This window comes from Streptomyces sp. 2131.1 (assembly GCF_900105515.1).
GTDB lineage: Bacteria > Actinomycetota > Actinomycetes > Streptomycetales > Streptomycetaceae > Streptomyces > Streptomyces drozdowiczii.
Window position 1 is genome coordinate 5,108,913 of the sequence record NZ_FNSY01000001.1, and the last position, 16,162, is coordinate 5,125,074.

Annotated in this window: 16 protein-coding genes; 9 read left to right on the plus strand and 7 right to left on the minus strand. The window is 70.9% G+C overall.

The window, feature by feature from the left end; all coding sequences use genetic code 11:
* Window positions 1-31 precede the first annotated feature (31 nt).
* Window positions 32-916 (minus strand): 3-methyl-2-oxobutanoate hydroxymethyltransferase, encoded by an 885-nt coding sequence (gene panB / locus BLW14_RS22980; protein WP_093709080.1) that lies wholly within the window; start codon window positions 914-916, stop codon window positions 32-34.
* A 180-nt stretch (window positions 917-1,096) separates the two neighbouring features.
* Here panB and BLW14_RS22985 point away from each other — a divergent pair, with 180 nt between their 5' ends.
* From BLW14_RS22985 to BLW14_RS23000, 4 genes are all read left to right on the plus strand, one after another.
* The gene (locus BLW14_RS22985) at window positions 1,097-2,701 is read left to right on the plus strand and encodes a DHA2 family efflux MFS transporter permease subunit (RefSeq protein WP_093709081.1); all 1,605 of its coding nucleotides are present in this window, start codon (window positions 1,097-1,099) and stop codon (window positions 2,699-2,701) included.
* Window positions 2,702-2,824: 123 nt separating this feature from the next.
* Window positions 2,825-3,529 (plus strand): TetR/AcrR family transcriptional regulator, encoded by a 705-nt coding sequence (locus tag BLW14_RS22990; protein WP_093709082.1) that lies wholly within the window; start codon window positions 2,825-2,827, stop codon window positions 3,527-3,529.
* A 191-nt stretch (window positions 3,530-3,720) separates the two neighbouring features.
* Window positions 3,721-4,749 (plus strand): endonuclease/exonuclease/phosphatase family protein, encoded by a 1,029-nt coding sequence (locus tag BLW14_RS22995; protein ID WP_093709083.1) that lies wholly within the window; start codon window positions 3,721-3,723, stop codon window positions 4,747-4,749.
* Window positions 4,750-4,978: 229 nt separating this feature from the next.
* Window positions 4,979-6,226, plus strand: coding sequence for an MFS transporter (locus BLW14_RS23000; RefSeq protein WP_093709084.1), 1,248 nt, complete (start codon window positions 4,979-4,981; stop codon window positions 6,224-6,226).
* Between the two features lie 153 nt (window positions 6,227-6,379).
* Here BLW14_RS23000 and BLW14_RS23005 read toward each other — a convergent pair whose 3' ends face one another.
* From BLW14_RS23005 to BLW14_RS23015, 3 genes are all read right to left on the minus strand, one after another.
* Window positions 6,380-8,134: an NAD+ synthase gene (locus tag BLW14_RS23005; RefSeq protein WP_093710825.1), complete on the minus strand. Its 1,755-nt coding sequence runs from the start codon at window positions 8,132-8,134 to the stop codon at window positions 6,380-6,382.
* A 72-nt stretch (window positions 8,135-8,206) separates the two neighbouring features.
* Window positions 8,207-8,638 (minus strand): CBS domain-containing protein, encoded by a 432-nt coding sequence (locus tag BLW14_RS23010; protein WP_093710826.1) that lies wholly within the window; start codon window positions 8,636-8,638, stop codon window positions 8,207-8,209.
* 164 nt (window positions 8,639-8,802) lie between these two features.
* A complete protein-coding gene (locus tag BLW14_RS23015) occupies window positions 8,803-9,492 on the minus strand; it encodes a DUF3105 domain-containing protein (protein WP_256332865.1) in 690 nt (229 codons plus the stop codon).
* A 243-nt stretch (window positions 9,493-9,735) separates the two neighbouring features.
* On the opposite strand from BLW14_RS23015, the gene glnA reads away from it, so the two are divergent.
* Complete coding sequence (gene glnA / locus BLW14_RS23020; protein ID WP_018518530.1) at window positions 9,736-11,097, plus strand: type I glutamate--ammonia ligase; 1,362 nt, start codon at window positions 9,736-9,738, stop codon at window positions 11,095-11,097.
* An 88-nt stretch (window positions 11,098-11,185) separates the two neighbouring features.
* Entirely contained in the window at window positions 11,186-12,115 is a 930-nt protein-coding gene (locus BLW14_RS23025; protein WP_177154069.1) for an NAD-dependent epimerase/dehydratase family protein, read from the plus strand.
* A gap of 128 nt (window positions 12,116-12,243) precedes the next feature.
* Here the strand turns inward: BLW14_RS23025 and BLW14_RS23030 are convergent, their stop codons facing one another.
* The gene (locus BLW14_RS23030) at window positions 12,244-12,915 is read right to left on the minus strand and encodes a hypothetical protein (protein WP_177154070.1); all 672 of its coding nucleotides are present in this window, start codon (window positions 12,913-12,915) and stop codon (window positions 12,244-12,246) included.
* Between the two features lie 87 nt (window positions 12,916-13,002).
* Between BLW14_RS23030 and BLW14_RS23035 the strand changes: the two genes are divergently transcribed.
* Window positions 13,003-14,031: a YdcF family protein gene (locus tag BLW14_RS23035; RefSeq protein WP_093709088.1), complete on the plus strand. Its 1,029-nt coding sequence runs from the start codon at window positions 13,003-13,005 to the stop codon at window positions 14,029-14,031.
* On the opposite strand, the gene BLW14_RS34595 is transcribed toward BLW14_RS23035, so the two are convergent.
* Complete coding sequence (locus BLW14_RS34595) at window positions 14,011-14,382, minus strand: hypothetical protein (RefSeq protein WP_177154071.1); 372 nt, start codon at window positions 14,380-14,382, stop codon at window positions 14,011-14,013. The genes BLW14_RS23035 and BLW14_RS34595 overlap by 21 nt on opposite strands.
* Before the next feature lie 197 nt (window positions 14,383-14,579).
* On the opposite strand from BLW14_RS34595, the gene BLW14_RS23045 reads away from it, so the two are divergent.
* Together BLW14_RS23045 and BLW14_RS23050 are read left to right on the plus strand one after the other, a co-directional pair.
* Window positions 14,580-15,113, plus strand: coding sequence for a hypothetical protein (locus BLW14_RS23045; RefSeq protein ID WP_093709089.1), 534 nt, complete (start codon window positions 14,580-14,582; stop codon window positions 15,111-15,113).
* A 13-nt stretch (window positions 15,114-15,126) separates the two neighbouring features.
* Window positions 15,127-15,480: a hypothetical protein gene (locus tag BLW14_RS23050; protein ID WP_093709090.1), complete on the plus strand. Its 354-nt coding sequence runs from the start codon at window positions 15,127-15,129 to the stop codon at window positions 15,478-15,480.
* 240 nt (window positions 15,481-15,720) lie between these two features.
* Here the strand turns inward: BLW14_RS23050 and BLW14_RS23055 are convergent, their stop codons facing one another.
* Window positions 15,721-16,014, minus strand: a complete 294-nt coding sequence (locus BLW14_RS23055) for a hypothetical protein (protein WP_093709091.1) — start codon at window positions 16,012-16,014, stop codon at window positions 15,721-15,723.
* Window positions 16,015-16,162 lie beyond the last annotated feature (148 nt).

A 16,162-nucleotide genomic window follows, 5' to 3' on the forward strand; every position in this document is an offset into this window, starting at 1 on the left:
TGGTGCCCGAGGGGGCGCACCTCCAACGGCCTCAGTGGAAGGTGTGCTCCGGGGCCGGGAAGGTGCCGCCGACGACCTCTTCCGCGTACGCCTTCGCGGCGTCGCCGAGGATCTGCCGCAGGTCGGCGTACTGCTTGGTGAAGCGCGGCACCTTGCCGCCGGTCAGCCCGACCATGTCGGTGTAGACCAGCACCTGCGCGTCGGTGTCGGGCCCGGCGCCGATCCCGATGGTCGGGATGTGCAGGGTACGGGTGACCTCGGCGGCCAGTTCGGCCGGTACGAGTTCCAGGACGACGGCGAACGCGCCCGCGTCCTGCACGGCCTTGGCGTCGCGCAGCATCTGCTGGGCGGCCTCCTCGCCGCGGCCCTGGACCCGGTAGCCCATGGCGTTGACGGACTGCGGGGTCAGGCCGATGTGGGCCATGACCGGGATGCCGGCGTCGACCAGGAGCTTGATCTGCTCGTGGCTGCGCTCGCCGCCCTCCAGCTTGACGGCGCCGACACCGGACTCCTTGATGAGCCGGGTGGCGTTGCGCAGGGCCTGGACCGGGCTCTCCTGGTACGCCCCGAAGGGCAGGTCGGCGACGATCAGGGCCCGCCGGGTGCCCCGGACGACGGCGGCGGACAGAATGGCGATCTCGTCCATCGTGACGGGCACGGTGGTCTCGTAGCCGAGGTGACAGTTGCCCATGGAGTCGCCGACGAGCATGACCGGGATGCCGGCCTCGTCGAAGACGGACGCGGTCATCGCGTCGTAGGCGGTGAGCATGGGCCACTTCTCGCCGCGCGCGGTGGCGGCGGCGATGTCGTGGACGGTGACCCGGCGGTTGCTCTTGCCCCCGTACAGCGCCTTGCTGCTGTCGGAGGGGGTACCCGCGGGAGTGGCGGACTGGTTCTGCGCAGCCTGAAGCGACATGGCAGGTGGCTCCTTCGTCATCTCGAGGCGCCCTGACGGCGTCCCCGGACCGCTTCCATGGTGGCATCCCGGAGCCGGTCGCGGGAAGTGGGACGCGCGGCCCGGCCCGAGGGCCTGCCCTCGGTAAAGAATTTACAATACGAGACGGTCTCGTATCGGAATGCCCTTAGGCTGCTGCTCATGTCCACACCGTCCGGCGCTCCCGCCGTGTCCCAGATACCGGAGGCGGTCCACCGCCGCCGCTGGGCGATTCTCGTGGTCCTGATGTTCAGCCTCCTCATCGTGGTGCTGGACAACTCGATCCTGAACGTCGCCGTCAAGACGATCGCCTCCCCCTCGCCCACCGGCATCGGCGCCACCCAGAGCGAGCTGGAGTGGGCGATCAACTCCTACACGCTCGTCTTCGCCGGCCTCCTCTTCACCGCCGGCCTGCTCGGCGACCGCCTGGGCCGCAAGAAGGTCCTGCTCTTCGGCATCACCCTCTTCGGCATCGGCTCCGCCCTCGCCGCCATGTCCGGCTCGCCCGGCGAGCTCATCACCTGGCGCGCTCTGATGGGCTTCGGTGCCGCCTTCGTCATGCCGGCCACGCTCGCCGTCCTGATGAACGTCTTCGAGCGCGACGAGCAGCCCAAGGCCATCGGCATCTGGGCCGGCAGCGTCGGCCTCGGCATCGCGATCGGCCCCATCACCGGCGGCCTGCTCCTCGAACACTTCTGGTGGGGCTCGATCTTCCTGGTCAACGTGCCCGTCGTGATCATCGCCCTGGCCGCCATGGTGTGGCTGGTGCCCGACTCGAAGGACCCGAAGCCGGGCCGGCTCGACCCGGTCGGTGTGGTGCTCTCCATCATCGGCCTGGTGCTGCTGGTGTACGGCATCATCCGCGGCGGCGAGCTCGCCGACTTCACCGACGTCACGGTCCTCCTCCCGGTCGTCGGCGGCCTCGCGGTCCTGGTGCTCTTCGTCCTCCACGAGAAGCGCAGCGCCAGCCCGGCGATCGACATCTCGTACTTCAGGAAGCCCGCGTTCTCCGCCGCCGTCGCCGCCATCGCGCTCGTCTTCTTCGCGCTGATGGGCGTCACCTTCTTCTCCGCCTTCTACATGCAGAGCGTGCGCGGCTACAGCGCCCTCCAGTCCGGGCTGCTGATCCTGCCGCTGGCCGTGGCCCAGATGCTCTTCGCGCCCCGCGCCCGGATCGTCGTCGCCCGCTTCGGCGCCCGCGCCGTCTGCACCGCCGGCATGCTCGCCGTGGCGCTCGGCCTGGCCGCGTTCGCGCTGTTCGACGCCGACACGCCGGTCTGGGTCATGTGCGTGGTCTTCTTCGTCCAGGGCACCGGCATGGCCCACGTCATGCCCCCGGTCACCGTCGCCGTGATGCAGGCCCTGCCGCGCGAGAAGGCCGGCTCCGGCTCGGCCGTCAACAACACGTTCCGCCAGGTCGGCGGCGCCCTCGGGATCGCCGTGCTCGGCTCGGTGCTCTCCACCGTCTACCGCGGCGACATCGAGGACCACCTCGGCGCGCTGCCCGCCGGCGCCCGGGACGCGGCGGGGGAGTCCATCGAGGCCACCCTCGCCGTCGCCGAGAAGCTGGGCCCCAAGGGCGCCCCGCTGGTCGGCGCCGCGAACGACGCGTTCATGAGCGCCATGCACGTGACGGCCATCGGCTCGGCCGCCGTCGCCCTGATCGGCACGCTCGTGGTCGCCCTGTGGCTGCCCGGCCGCGAACCGGCCGCCCAGCAGCCCGTACACGGCGAGGAGAGCCCCGCGAAGGCGGGCGCCGGCCGATGACCCCGGCCGCGTACGGCTGAACCCTTCGGGTGAACCGGGCCGCCCCGCGCGGCCCGGTTCACCCATGAGAGCCGGACGCCTCGCGCGTCGGCGAGAATCGGGGGCGGCGAAAGGTGGTTTCACGTGCAGGCTCAGGCACCGGACGAGCGGTCCGGCGAGGTTCCCGACCCCCCGGAGGGCGCCCCGGAACCCGGCGACGAGCACGAGCCGCGCCGGGGACGGCCGCGCAGCGCCGCCGCCGAGCGGGCCATCCTGGACGCCGTCGTGGAGCTGCTGGAGGCCGGCGAACCCCTCGCCGCCCTCTCCATCGAGCGCATCGCCCGCACCGCCGGCGTCGGCAAGGCCACCATCTACCGGCGCTGGTCCGGCAAGGAGGAGCTCTTCGTCGACGTGCTGCGCGCCATCGAGCCCCCGGAACCGGAGGTCTCCGGCACCGGCGGCCTGCGCGACCTGCGCGTCCTGCTGGAGTCGATGCGCACCCGCGGCCTCGCCCAGCGCTCCTCCGTGCTGCTGCACAACGTGTTCGCGCAGATGAAGAGCCACCCCAAGCTCTGGCACGAGTACCAGTGCACCGTGATAGCCCCCCGCCGCCTCGCGATGGTCGCCGCCGTACGCCGCGCCGTCGAGGCGGGCGAGCTGCGCGACGACACGGACGTGGAGCTGATGGACGACCTCTTCCTCGGCCCCATGCTCGTACGCACCGTCCACCGCCCCGACGCGCCGCTGCCCGAGGACCTCGCCGACCGCATCATCGCGCTGGTCATCGAGGGCCTCGCGCCCCGGCGGCCCGCCGCCCGTCCGGCCGGCGGGATCGCCGGCCGGAGCTGACCCGCCGGGCAGGGACGAGTGTGATCGTTACGTCACAGACCCCCGCGTTCCCCCGCCCCGCCGGAACTGCCCGGGCCGCTCGCCACGTCCTCGTGGCAGTACGGCCGCCCCCGGGCGGCGTGAAAGGCGTCCCGCATCCCCTAGGGTCGGGGGCGCGGCGATGTGTACGGCAAGGCAGTGAGGAAAGCGCGATGGTGCAGGCGTACAGGACGGACACCGGAAACGGCGTGGGACCGCAGCGCTCCGGCTCCCGCTTCCGGGACCTCCGAGACAGACTCGCCCGGCGCCTGAGGGACCGGGGCACCTGGCAGCGCGGGATCGTCCTGGCCTGCTGCGCCCTGCTGCTGACCCTCGTGATGGCCTTCCACTCCCGGATCCCGAACACCATCGGCAACCTGGGCAGCCTCACCGAGACGTTCATGCCCTGGATCGGCGTGTTCTTCCCGGTGCTGCTCGTCCTCGGGCTGGTGCGCCGCTCGGGGACCGCGCTGGTGGCGCTGCTGCTGCCGGTCGTGGTCTGGCTCAACATGTTCGGCGGCCTGTTCACCGACAAGTCCGGCAGCGGCGGCGACCTGACGGTCGCCACGCACAACGTCAACGCGGACAATCCGGACCCCGCCGCCACCGCCGACCAGGTCGCGGGTTCCGGCGCGGACGTCGTCGCCCTCCAGGAACTGCCCGCCGGCAAGGTCGCGGCGTACGAGAAGGCCCTCGCCGGGCGCTTCCGCTACCACTCCGTCCAGGGCACCGTCGGCCTGTGGAGCAAGTACCCGCTCAGCGACACCCGGCCGGTGGACCTCAAGATGGGCTGGGTCCGCGCCATGCGGACCACCGTCGCCACCCCCGAGGGCCCGCTCGCCGTGTACGTGGCGCACCTGCCTTCCGTACGCGTCAAGCTGCACGCCGGCTTCACCGCCAATCAGCGCGACCAGAGCGCCGACGCCCTCGGCAAGGCCATCTCCCACGAACCGCTCGCCCGGATCGCCCTGCTCGGCGACCTCAACGGGACGATGAACGACCGCGCGCTCAACGGGGTCACCTCCCAGATGCGCTCCACCCAGGGCGCCGCCGGCGACGGCTTCGGCTTCAGCTGGCCCGCGAAGTTCCCGATGGCCCGGATCGACCAGATCATGGTCAAGGGCGTCGAACCGATGTCCTCCTGGACCCTCCCCGCCACCGGCAGCGACCACCTCCCGATCGCCGCCCGCGTCGAACTCTGACGCAACAGGGCGTTCACCTGGACGCCCCACATATCTGAGAGACTTTGTTTCGTACGGGAACAAGGTCGCCGGCGACGAAGCCGGTCCGCCGCCGTGCGCACCGCCGACCGGCGGACCGCGCCGGCGTGCGTACGACCACGTGCCCCTCCCGCCCCTCCGCGTCCCCGCAGGCCCCGACCGGGCCCCGCCGGGCTGCGGCGGGGGCCCTCACGCGGAAAGGTCTCTCCTCATGCCCCTGGCCCTGCTCGCGCTGGCCGTGAGCGCCTTCGGCATCGGCACCACCGAGTTCGTGATGATGGGCCTGCTGCCCAACGTCGCGGACGGCCTCGGCACCTCCGTCCCCACCGCCGGCTACCTCGTGTCGGCGTACGCGATCGGCGTGGTGCTCGGTGCCCCGCTGCTCACCGCCGTCGGCTCCCGCATCCCGCGCAAGCGGATGCTCCTGCTGCTGATGGCCCTGTTCACCGTCGGCAACCTCGCCTCCGCGCTCGCCCCCGGCTTCGGATGGCTGATCGCGGGCCGCCTGCTGGCCGGCCTGCCGCACGGCGCGTTCTTCGGCGTCGGAGCCGTCGTCGCCTCCCGGCTCGTGCCCGAGGGGCGCCGGGCCCGGGCCGTCGCCACGATGTTCCTCGGCCTGACCGTCGCCAACATCGTCGGCGTGCCCGCCGCCACCCTGCTCGGCCAGCACCTCGGCTGGCGGGCCACCTTCCTGGTGGTCGCGGCCATCGGCGTCTGCGCGATGGCGGCCCTCGCCCGCCTCGTCCCGCAGATCCCCGTCGAGGCCCGGCAGGACGTGCGCCACGAGGTCCGCGCGATGGGCAACCGGCAGGTGCTGCTCGGCCTGCTCACCGCCGTCTTCGGCTTCGCCGGCGTGTTCGCCGTCTACTCGTACCTCTCGGCGATGACCACGAAGGCCATGGGCTTCGGCGAGTCCGCGGTCACCCCGGTCCTGGCGCTCTTCGGCATCGGTATGACCCTGGGCGCGCTCGCCGCCGGCCCGCTCACGGACCGCGCGCTGCGCCCGACGCTGTACGGGTCGCTGGGCGCCCTCGCCGTCGTCCTGGCCGTCTTCCCGCTGGCAGCGCACGTGAAGTGGGCGGCGCTGGTGATGGTGGTGCTGCTGGGCGCGGTGGGCTTCATGACGACGACGCCGCTCCAGATGCTGGTCATGAACAAGGCCAAGGACGCCCCGACCCTGGCCTCCGCCTCCAACCACTCCGCCTTCAACCTCGCCAACGCGGGCGGCGCGTGGCTCGGCGGCGCGGCGATCGCGGCGGGCTGGGGCTGGACGTCGCCGGCCGTCGTCGGCGCGGCCCTGGCCCTGGCGGGCCTGGCGATCGCGGTGACGGCGGGCGCGCTCGACCGCGAGCGCGGCACATCGAAGGTGGTGGCGCGCCGAGTCCAGGCCCACGCCGCGCACAACCCGGCCCGTCCGGCGCTCGGGGAAGAGACATCGGCTACGACGGACCGCCACTGACCGCGGGCCGTCGACTACATCCAGCCCGTCCGGCGCTTGAGGACAAGACCCCGGCCGGGACGGGCCGCAACTGACGGACAAACGCAGCCCGTCCGGCGCTCGAGGACAAACCTCCAGCCCCGGACGGGCTCGCGTATCAGGGACCCGCCGGCTTCAGACGGCCTCGCGCCAGCGATTCGTGATCGGCAGCCGCCGGTCCTTCCCGAACCCCTTCGGCGAGATCTTCGTCCCCGGCGGGTACTGCCGCCGCTTGTACTCCGCCGCGTCCACCATCCGCAGCGTCTTCGCCACCAGTGCCCGGTCGAACCCGGCCGCGACGATCGCTTCGAGACCCTGGTCCCGGTCCACGTACAGTTCCAGGATGCGGTCCAGCACGTCGTAGTCCGGCAGCGAGTCCGTGTCCACCTGGCCCGGCCGCAGCTCGGCGCTCGGCGGCTTCGTGATGGACGCCTCCGGGATCGGCGGCGTCTGCCCGCGCTCCTCGGCGGCCCGGTTGCGCCACCTGGCCAGCCGGAACACCGACGTCTTGTACACGTCCTTGATCGGCCCGTACGCCCCGACGGAGTCCCCGTACAGCGTGGAGTAGCCGACGGCCAGCTCCGACTTGTTGCCGGGGGCCAGGACGATCTGGCCCTCCTGGTTGGAGATCGCCATCAGCATCGTGCCGCGCAGCCGCGACTGGAGGTTCTCCTCGGCGAGCCCGGTGAGCCCCAGCGACCCCATGTACGCGTCGAACATCGGCTCGATCGGGACCGTCCGGTAGTTCAGGCCCGTGCGCCGGGCCAGCTCGGCCGCGTCGCCCTTGGAGTGGTCCGAGGAGTACTTGGACGGCATCGAGACCCCGTACACCTGCTGCGCACCGAGCGCGTCGCAGGCGATGGCGGCGACCAGCGCCGAGTCGATGCCGCCGGAGAGCCCGATGAGCACGCTGTTGAAGCCGTTCTTCGCGGCGTAGGCCCGCAGGCCCACCACGAGGGCCGTGTACAGCTCCTCGTCGTCGTCGAGCCGGTCCGCGTAACCCCCGGCGAGCTCCGCCTCGTACGGCGGCAGCGGCTCCTCCGAGAGGACCACGTGGTCGATCCGCAGTCCGTCGTTGACGACGCCGGAGGGCGCCTCGGCGGGGGCGGCGGGCAGCTCCAGGTCGAGGATCACGCTGCCCTCGGCGAACTGCGGGGCGCGGGCGACGACCTCGCCCTCCCGGTCCACGACGATCGAGTCGCCGTCGAAGACCAGCTCGTCCTGGCCGCCGATCATCGCGAGGTACGCGGTGGTGCAGCCGGCCTCACGGGCGCGCTTGCGGACCAGTTCCAGCCGGGTGTCGTCCTTGTCCCGCTCGTACGGGGAGGCGTTGACCGAGAGCAGCAGTCCGGCCCCGGCGGCGCGCGCGGCCGGGACGCGGCCGCCGTCCTGCCAGAGGTCCTCGCAGATCGCGAGCGCCACATCGATGCCGTGCACGCGTACGACGGGCATCGAGTCGCCCGGCACGAAGTACCGGAACTCGTCGAAGACGCCGTAGTTCGGCAGGTGGTGCTTGGCGAAGTTCAGCGCGATCGCGCCGCGGTGCAGCACCGCGGCCGCGTTGCGCGGGGAGCCGGCCGGCTGGCCGTAGCGCTCCGCGGCGAACTCAGAGCGGTCGAGGTAGCCGACGAGGACGGGGATCTCCCCGAAGCCCTCCGCGTCGAGCCGGGCCGCGAGCGCGCGCAGCGCTTCGCGCGAGGCCTCGACGAAGGACGACCGCAGGGCCAAATCCTCGACGGGGTAGCCGGTCAGCACCATCTCGGGGAACGCCACGAAGTGGGCGCCCTGTTCGGCGGAGTGCCGGGTCCAGTGGACGATCGCCTCGGCGTTGCCGGCGAGGTCGCCGACGGTCGAGTCGATCTGATTCAGTGCGAGGCGTAGTTGAGGCACGCGGCCCACTCTAATCGTCTGACTGACGCGATGCCCGGGCGGGCCGCGCGGAACAACGCCGCCGCGGTGGATTCAGTGGGGCGAGCGCGAGTAGACCTGCTCCGCCCAGTCGGCGATCTGGTCGTCCGAGAGGTGCCGGGCCAGGTCGGCCTCGCTGATCATCCCGATCAGCTTCTTGTTCTCGACGACCGGCAGCCGGCGGATCTGGTGGTTCTGCATCTCCTCCAGCACCGCTTCCACGTCCGCGTCCGCGTCGATCCAGCGGGGCGTGCCCTGCGCGAGGTCGCCCGCGGTCACCTTGGACGGGTCGCGGCCCTCCGCCACGCAGCCGACCACGATGTCGCGGTCGGTGAGGATGCCGACCATCCGGTCCTCCTCGCCGCTGGCCGAGATGGGCAGCGCGCCGACGTGGTGCTCGCGCATCATCTGGGCGGCGCGGTCGAGGGTCTCGTGCGCCGGAATCCAGGTGGCGCCGGTGTGCATGATGTCCTTGGCGGTGGTCATGGGGGATTCCTCCTGCGTACCGAGGGGCAGCCGTACGTACATCCCCGAGCGAACCCATCGTCATGGGCCCGTTCGGGGGACGCGACCGCTGTAGCCCATTCGGGTGCATTTACGGTACGAGGGAACTTTCCGGGCACTCCGCTCCGCAGGCTTGAGGGCCCGGATCAGGAGCCGTCGAGGCCGCCCGTGCAGGCGGCGCCCGGCTCGGGCGTCTGCGGCCCCTGCACGTAGTGGGCGAAGAACTGCGCCACCCGCGGATCGTCCGCGCCGTCCACCGTGACCTGCTTGCCCCAGGCGCTCAGCATGATCGCCCCGGCCTGGTCCTTGTACGGGCTCATGAGCGAGTACGGCGTCCTCGCCACCCGGTCGGCGAGCTTCCGGACATCGGCGGAAGGCGCCTCGCCCGTGTACGTGACCCAGACCGAACCGTGCTCCAGGGCGTGCACGGCGTTCATGTCGGGGATGGCCTTCTTGTAGACCTCGCCGTCGCAGTTCATCCAGACCGGGCTGTGGTCCCCGCCGACGGGAGGCTTCATCGGGTAGTCGACGGTCTCCTCGACGTGGTTGCGGCTCAGCTTCTTCGCGTCCCAGGACTTCTCGCCCTCGATCGGCCCGGTGGCGAGGTCCTTGTCGTCCTTCTCCCCGGCGGCGGAGCCCCCGCCCTTCCCGTCGTCGCTCATCGAACGGTCCGACGACTTGTCGTCGGCCCTGTCGAGGACCGTATACGCGCCGAAGGTGACGAGCCCGGCGACGACGACGGCGCTCAGACTCACGGCGAGCACCCGGTTGCGGCGGTCCCGCGCGCGGTCGGCGTTGCGCATCTGTTCTATGCGGGTCCTGCGATCGAAGCTCATGTCGTGGATCCTTCGGGGAAGGTGCGATGAGGGGACGGGCGGAGCGCGGAATCCCGGGTGCGCGGGGCGGTGACGAGGTGGTCGGCGCCCGTGCACACCACGGGCGCCGATCGTAGTGGGTGGCCGCGTGCTCCATGTCACGTCGGGTGCGTAATCTGGGGGAAATCCGGGGTCGCGATACTGGAGTCTCTCCCCAGCCCCGGGAGGTGGAGCACGGACCGTCTGAACTGCAAGGATGTGGCTATGGACAAGCAGCAGGAATTCGTCCTCAGGACCCTTGAGGAGCGCGACATCCGGTTCGTACGGCTGTGGTTCACCGATGTGCTCGGTTACCTCAAGTCCGTGGCCGTGGCCCCTGCCGAGCTCGAGCAGGCCTTCGACGAGGGCATCGGCTTCGACGGCTCCGCGATCGAGGGCTTCGCCCGGGTGTACGAGTCGGACATGATCGCCAAGCCGGACCCGGGGACGTTCCAGATCCTGCCGTGGCGCGCGGAGGCACCGGGCACGGCCCGTATGTTCTGCGACATCCTGATGCCGGACGGCTCGCCGTCCTTCGCGGACCCCCGCTTCGTGCTCAAGCGCATCCTGGCCAAGACCTCGGACCTGGGCTTCACCTTCTACACCCACCCGGAGATCGAGTTCTTCCTGCTGAAGGACAAGCCGGTCGACGGCACCCGGCCCACCCCGGCCGACAGCTCCGGCTACTTCGACCACACCCCGCAGAACGTCGGCATGGACTTCCGCCGCCAGGCCATCACGATGCTCGAATCCATGGGCATCTCGGTCGAGTTCAGCCACCACGAGGGTGCGCCGGGCCAGCAGGAGATCGACCTGCGGTACGCGGACGCGCTCTCGACCGCCGACAACATCATGACGTTCCGCCTGGTCATGAAGCAGGTCGCGCTGGAGCAGGGCGTGCAGGCGACGTTCATGCCGAAGCCGTTCTCGGAGTACCCCGGCTCGGGCATGCACACCCACCTCTCCCTCTTCGAGGGCGACCGCAACGCGTTCTACGAGTCCGGCGCGGAGTACCAGCTCTCCAAGGTCGGCCGCTCCTTCATCGCGGGCCTCCTGCGCCACGCCGCGGAGATCTCCGCCGTCACCAACCAGTGGGTCAACTCCTACAAGCGCATCTGGGGCGGCTCCTCCCGCGCCGCGGGCGCCGGCGGCGAGGCCCCCTCGTACATCTGCTGGGGCCACAACAACCGCTCCGCCCTGATCCGCGTCCCCATGTACAAGCCCGGCAAGACCGGCTCCGCCCGCGTCGAGGTCCGCTCCATCGACTCCGGCGCCAACCCGTACCTCACGTACGCCGTCCTCCTCGCCGCCGGCCTCAAGGGCATCGAGGAGGGCTACGAACTCCCGGCCGGCGCCGACGACGACGTCTGGGCCCTCTCCGACGCGGAACGCCGCGCCATGGGCATCGAACCCCTCCCGCAGAACCTGGGCGAGGCGATCTCCCTCATGGAGAAGAGCGAGTTGGTCGCGGAAACCCTGGGTGAGCACGTCTTCGACTTCTTCCTCCGCAACAAGAAGCGCGAGTGGGAGGAGTACCGCAGCGAGGTCACGGCCTTCGAACTGAAGAACCTGCTGCCGGTGCTGTAGGCGCGGTTCGGCGCCCTTGAGGCGCCTGTACGTGGTTCCGGTTCGGGCCGACGGTGACACGCCGTCGGTCCGAAGCCGCTTCAGGCCGATGGATCTCGTCGTCGGCCCCCATCTCCTGTCGGCTTCGCACGTGTTGGGCGTTGTGACTGCCGATGGGAGGATCAGAGCCTGTCCGCATCAGGGCGTTGACGAGGTCGAACGGTGGAGGCGTGCAGTGGGGCTGGGAACAGTGGTGGTCACCGGGGCGGCAGGGAATATCGGTTCATTCGTGCGCCGGGCGTTACGCGGCGAGGTGAGCCGCCTGGTCCTGCTCGACCGCGTTCCGCTCCAGGTCGAAGCCGCGAACGAGGTGGTTCGGACCGTCGATCTACGGGACGCGGCAGCCGTCGAGGCCGCGCTCGCGGGTGCGGACGCCGTGCTTCATCTGGGCGGCCTGCCGGACGAGGCACCGCTTGAGGATCTCCTGGACGCCAATGTGCTGGGCACCCACCATGTCCTGGAAGCCGCCCGCCGTGGGGCGATCCCGCGAGTTGTGCTCGCCGGCAGCAACCGCGTGAGCGGGTTCTATCCCGTGTCCCATCGCACCGGCCCCCAGGAGCCGGTGCGACCCGACGGCCTGTACGGCGTGAGCAAGGCGGCCGTCGAGGCCCTGGGGCGGCTGTACGCGGACAAGTTCGGTGTGTCCGTGATCTGCCTGCGTATCGGCAGCTTCGAGGAGGCGCCCACCGAGTCGCGCCACCTGGCGACCTGGCTGAGCCCGCGTGATGCCGTCGGTTTCTGCCGCGCCGCGCTGACCGCTCCGCTCTCCACACGCTTTGCCACGGCGTACGCCGTCTCTGCCAACACCCGCCGCTTCTGGGAACTGCCCGGGGAATCCGAACTGGACTACACACCCGTCGACAACGCCGAAACACATGCGTCGCACATCCCTGACGCCGACGTCCCTGCCGACCCCGGAGCCCCGCAGGCCGGCCCGTATGCCCTGCCCGAGTTCACGTTGAAGCACATCCGGCCCTGACCTGCCCTCGGCCCCGTGCAACTGCCCGAAACCGGGCCCGTCGGAAACCACGCGGCATCGGGAACCCGGGCCCCGCGAACGAGGCGCAGGGGGTCCCGGGCCGCGCCAGGCATCGCCGGCGGAGCCGGTCAGCCGGCCGACGTGTGCCGTGTCGTCTCGGCCGCCTCGGTGAGGGCGCGCTGCCTGAGAGCGCCGAACAGCTGCTGCCCGACGGCGACCACGACGTCGTCCGCGCCGACCGTCCGCCCGTCCCGGGGGACGACCTCGGCCGCGTCCCGGGCCAGGTCCGTGAGGAACACGCTCGCGATGCCGTCCAAGTCGCGGACCAGCGCCGGGACCGCCCTCACTCCCCGGCTCCCCAGCAGCCTCCTCACCCCGGGCTCGAAGCGGTGGGCGCCGGCCACACCACTCGGAGTACGCGTCCCGCGCCGCTCGCGAAGAGACACGAGCACGCCCTCGGCGTTGCGCAGCTCGCCCAGCAAGCCGTGGAAGGCCGGGCTGTACAGGTACCAGCCCGAGCCCACCTCCACCTCGACGTTCCGGTCGATCGCCGAGATGAGGTCCTCGGGAATCAGCCTCTTCCTGCACTTCTCGGCCGCCGCTGCTCCGGCGGCGTCGATGACCTCCGTCAGCACGGTCCGCGTCACCGACGCGGCGGTCCACGCGGCGACCCGGGAGACGTGCAACGAGGTCACGTCCCTGAACACCGCCCTGACGAGATGAGGCTTGCACGGCAGGCCGGCCACGGCGGAAGAGGGCTGCGGACCGCCGCGCCCGGCGCGCGGAGGACGTGGGGTCATCGAAGAACGCCTCGGGTTGTTCACCCCGGTGATGCTGCCACCCGGGTCCGACAGCGGGTCTCGTGGCACGCCTCGTAGGATCGGCACATGGTGGCCCTGGTACCGTCGTTCATCTGTTTCCTCCTCTTCTGTGTGGGCTTGGTACGAGACCGCCGCCGAGTGAGCAACGCGGTCCTGCTGGGCCTGTCCGTCGTCTTCGCGGTCATCGCACTCCTGCTGCACGTCGCCTCGGAGCGAGCCCAGTTGGGCCGCGACCTGGTCGTCGTGCTGCTGACCCTCGCGGGCGTCGGTGTCGTGACGCTGGCGTGGTTCCTCATCGCCAACGGGATCACCATGGTCCGCAAAGAGGGCCGTAGCCCGGCGAACCTGCTGTCCCTGGGAGCGGGCACGGCCCTGGTCGCCCTGCTCGGGCTGCTGATCACCGCACTGGTGCTGCACACCCACACGCTTCTGGTCGTGGCGGCGACAGCGGTGGCGCTCGCCGGGTACATCGCCTTCCTGTTCCTCTGCTTCCTCGTGTACGGGAGCCTGTACGGGCGTCTGCGCATCCGGCGCCGGGCGGACTTCGTGGTGGTCCTGGGCTCGGGCCTGAGCGGCGGCACCACCGTGCCGCCGCTGCTGGCCGGCCGCCTCGACCGGGCCCGGAAGGAACACGCCAGGCTGTCGCGGAAGGGCCGGCGCCCGGTCCTGCTCACCTCGGGCGGCCAGGGGCCCGACGAGAAGGTGCCGGAGTCCCATGCGATGGCCGACTACCTGGTCGCCCAGGGCTTCTCCGCCGACCTGATCCAACGCGAGGACCGCTCGACCACCACGGACGAGAACCTGACGTTCAGCGGAGAGCTGATGGAGCGCCAGAAGCCGGATTACCGGTGCGTGATCGTCACGAACAACTACCACGTCTTCCGCACCGCGGTCACCGCCCGCCGCACCGGCATCCGGGGCCACGTGATCGGCGCCCCGACAGCCGCGTACTTCTGGCCGAGCGCCATGATCCGCGAGTTCGTCGCCCTCCTGGTCTCCTACCGCCGCACCAACGCCGTGCTCTTCCTGCTCGTCCTGCTGAGCGGCCTCTTCATCTGGTGGCTGGGGTGGCCGTCACCGGGGGCCCTCACGTAGACCTCGCCGGGCGGCGCTCGCGCCCCGGGGGCTGTCCGGTGCCCCGTTCTGCGAGATCAGGGTGACCCACGAGTTCCGCTGCCGGACCTCGTTTCGACGCGGCGAATCGGACCCGGCGGCGAAGCGGGCGATCTTCTCGGCACCTCCGCGCGGGAGGTCCGCCAGGGCTGCCTCGGGCAGGTCCGAGAGGGCCGTGCGCAGTTGTGCCGCAAGGTCCGGAAGCAGGGTCCGGACCGTGGGCGGGACGGTCACTGTGGTGAGCAGGAGGTCGCCCTCGTAGAAGTAGGCGTCGATCAGTGGCCGGGGAGCCCCGGACGATCCGGCACCTGCACCACCTTGACGAACCCCCACGTTCGACCTGCGTAGCAGCGTGGCCAACGCACGGGGCTGCGGCTGTCGTTCAGGTGGTCGGCTCCCCGAGGGCGGCTGATAGCTTGATCGCTCGGGCACCGGGGCGGGGGCATTCCGCGACCCCGGCGAAGTCGAGACGCCGCGCAGACCTGATCGGCCTGTGCGGCACGGGAGGGTATCGACACGTGGATGCGCGGATGCGTTTTGTGGCCGGCAGCGCGGTGGTCGCTCTGATGCTGGTGACCGCGGGGTGCGGCGGCTCGTCCGACGAGGGCGCGAAGCGTGGCGCGAACGCCGCCGAGGGCGGCGCCGGGGCGGGTGGCCTGCCCAGTGCCGGCACCATGGCGGATATCGAGGCCTTCGTCTCCGAACGTGCGACGTGCCTCGACATGTCCCTGCGGCCCGACGACCACGATCAGGAGTGGGTCGGCGAGGAGTGGGGCATCAAGGAACGTGCCATCTGCAACGACGGGGACCGGGCGAGCAGCAGTCTTCTGCTCGTGAACGACATGAAGGTGTTCCAGACCCAGGCCAAGAAGCAGCGCAGGGCCTATTTCATCGGCAAGGACTTCGCCGTCTACGCCCAGGGATCGACGACGAAGGCCGCCCTCCAGGACTCGGGAATGCTGTTCCTCATCTGCAAGGACAAGGACAAGATCCCCAGCGGCTACAAGAAGGAACCGGCGCTCGTGGACGGGTGTGTCCTGACCGACTACGCCCATGGCTTCTGAGGCCGGCCGCCCCATGGACAGTCTGCGAGCAACGACCACCCTGTGGCGGCCCACCGGGCCCGAGGAGCTGGCGCTCGTACGCGAGTCGAACTGGCGCGCCTGGCCGCCCCGGCTTCCCGAGCAGCCGATCTTCTATCCGGTGCTCAACGAGGACTACGCGATCCGGATCGCGAGGGACTGGAACGTGAAGCACAGCGGCGTCGGCTACGTCACCCGGTTCGAGGTCGAGTCGGACTTCCTGAGCCGGTATCCCGTTCAGCAGGCGGGTGGGCGGACGATCCTGGAACTGTGGGTGCCGGCTGAGGAGCTGGACGAGTTCAACGCGCACATCGTCGGTGAGATCACGGTGACCCACGAATTCCGGTGACGCGCGTCCGCGTCGAGAGCCGTGGGCCGCGGCGGGATTTCTCGCCGCGGCCCACGGCCTGATCGGTGGCGGTGGCTTCGAAGCGGGTGGTGGTCTTCGAGTCACCGGCACCGTGCCGGGCCGGAACCACGGAAATCATCTGTGGATGTCTCTCGGGCTCCGTCGGAATTCTAGGGAGCGGATCGCTGCCGATTCCATACGGGGCGCCGATTTACGGATACGTAGAAAACGTCGGGCCGGTCAGAAGCGCGTTGCCGGGTTCGTCCTTCCGTACGGCCAGGCGTCCACCGTCGCGGCAGTCCAGTCGAAGACCCAGCCGGGGCGCGGGCTTCCCGCTCCCCAGCCGTCCGGGCGCCGGCGGGGGAGCGGGAAGCCCGCCTGCTGGGCGGCGGTGGCCGTCGCGCAGGTCTCGCGGGCGATGCGGAGGGCGTCCGACCAGGTGTCGGCCGGCCCCGTGAAGATGTGCAGCCCGCGCTGCTCGGGCCGTCCGGAGTTCCTTATCGGGACGTTGACCTGGTAGTAGGCCTGGGCCATGGCACAGTCTCCTCGGTCCGTAGAGCGGTTGCCGGCCGGGCTGCGCCACCGTATGAAGCCGCCCGGGCCGCGAATATCCGGAACGGACGATCACCTATACGTATCCCGGGCTGCCGGCCGCACCCCCGGGTGCGCCGGGTTTTCTGCG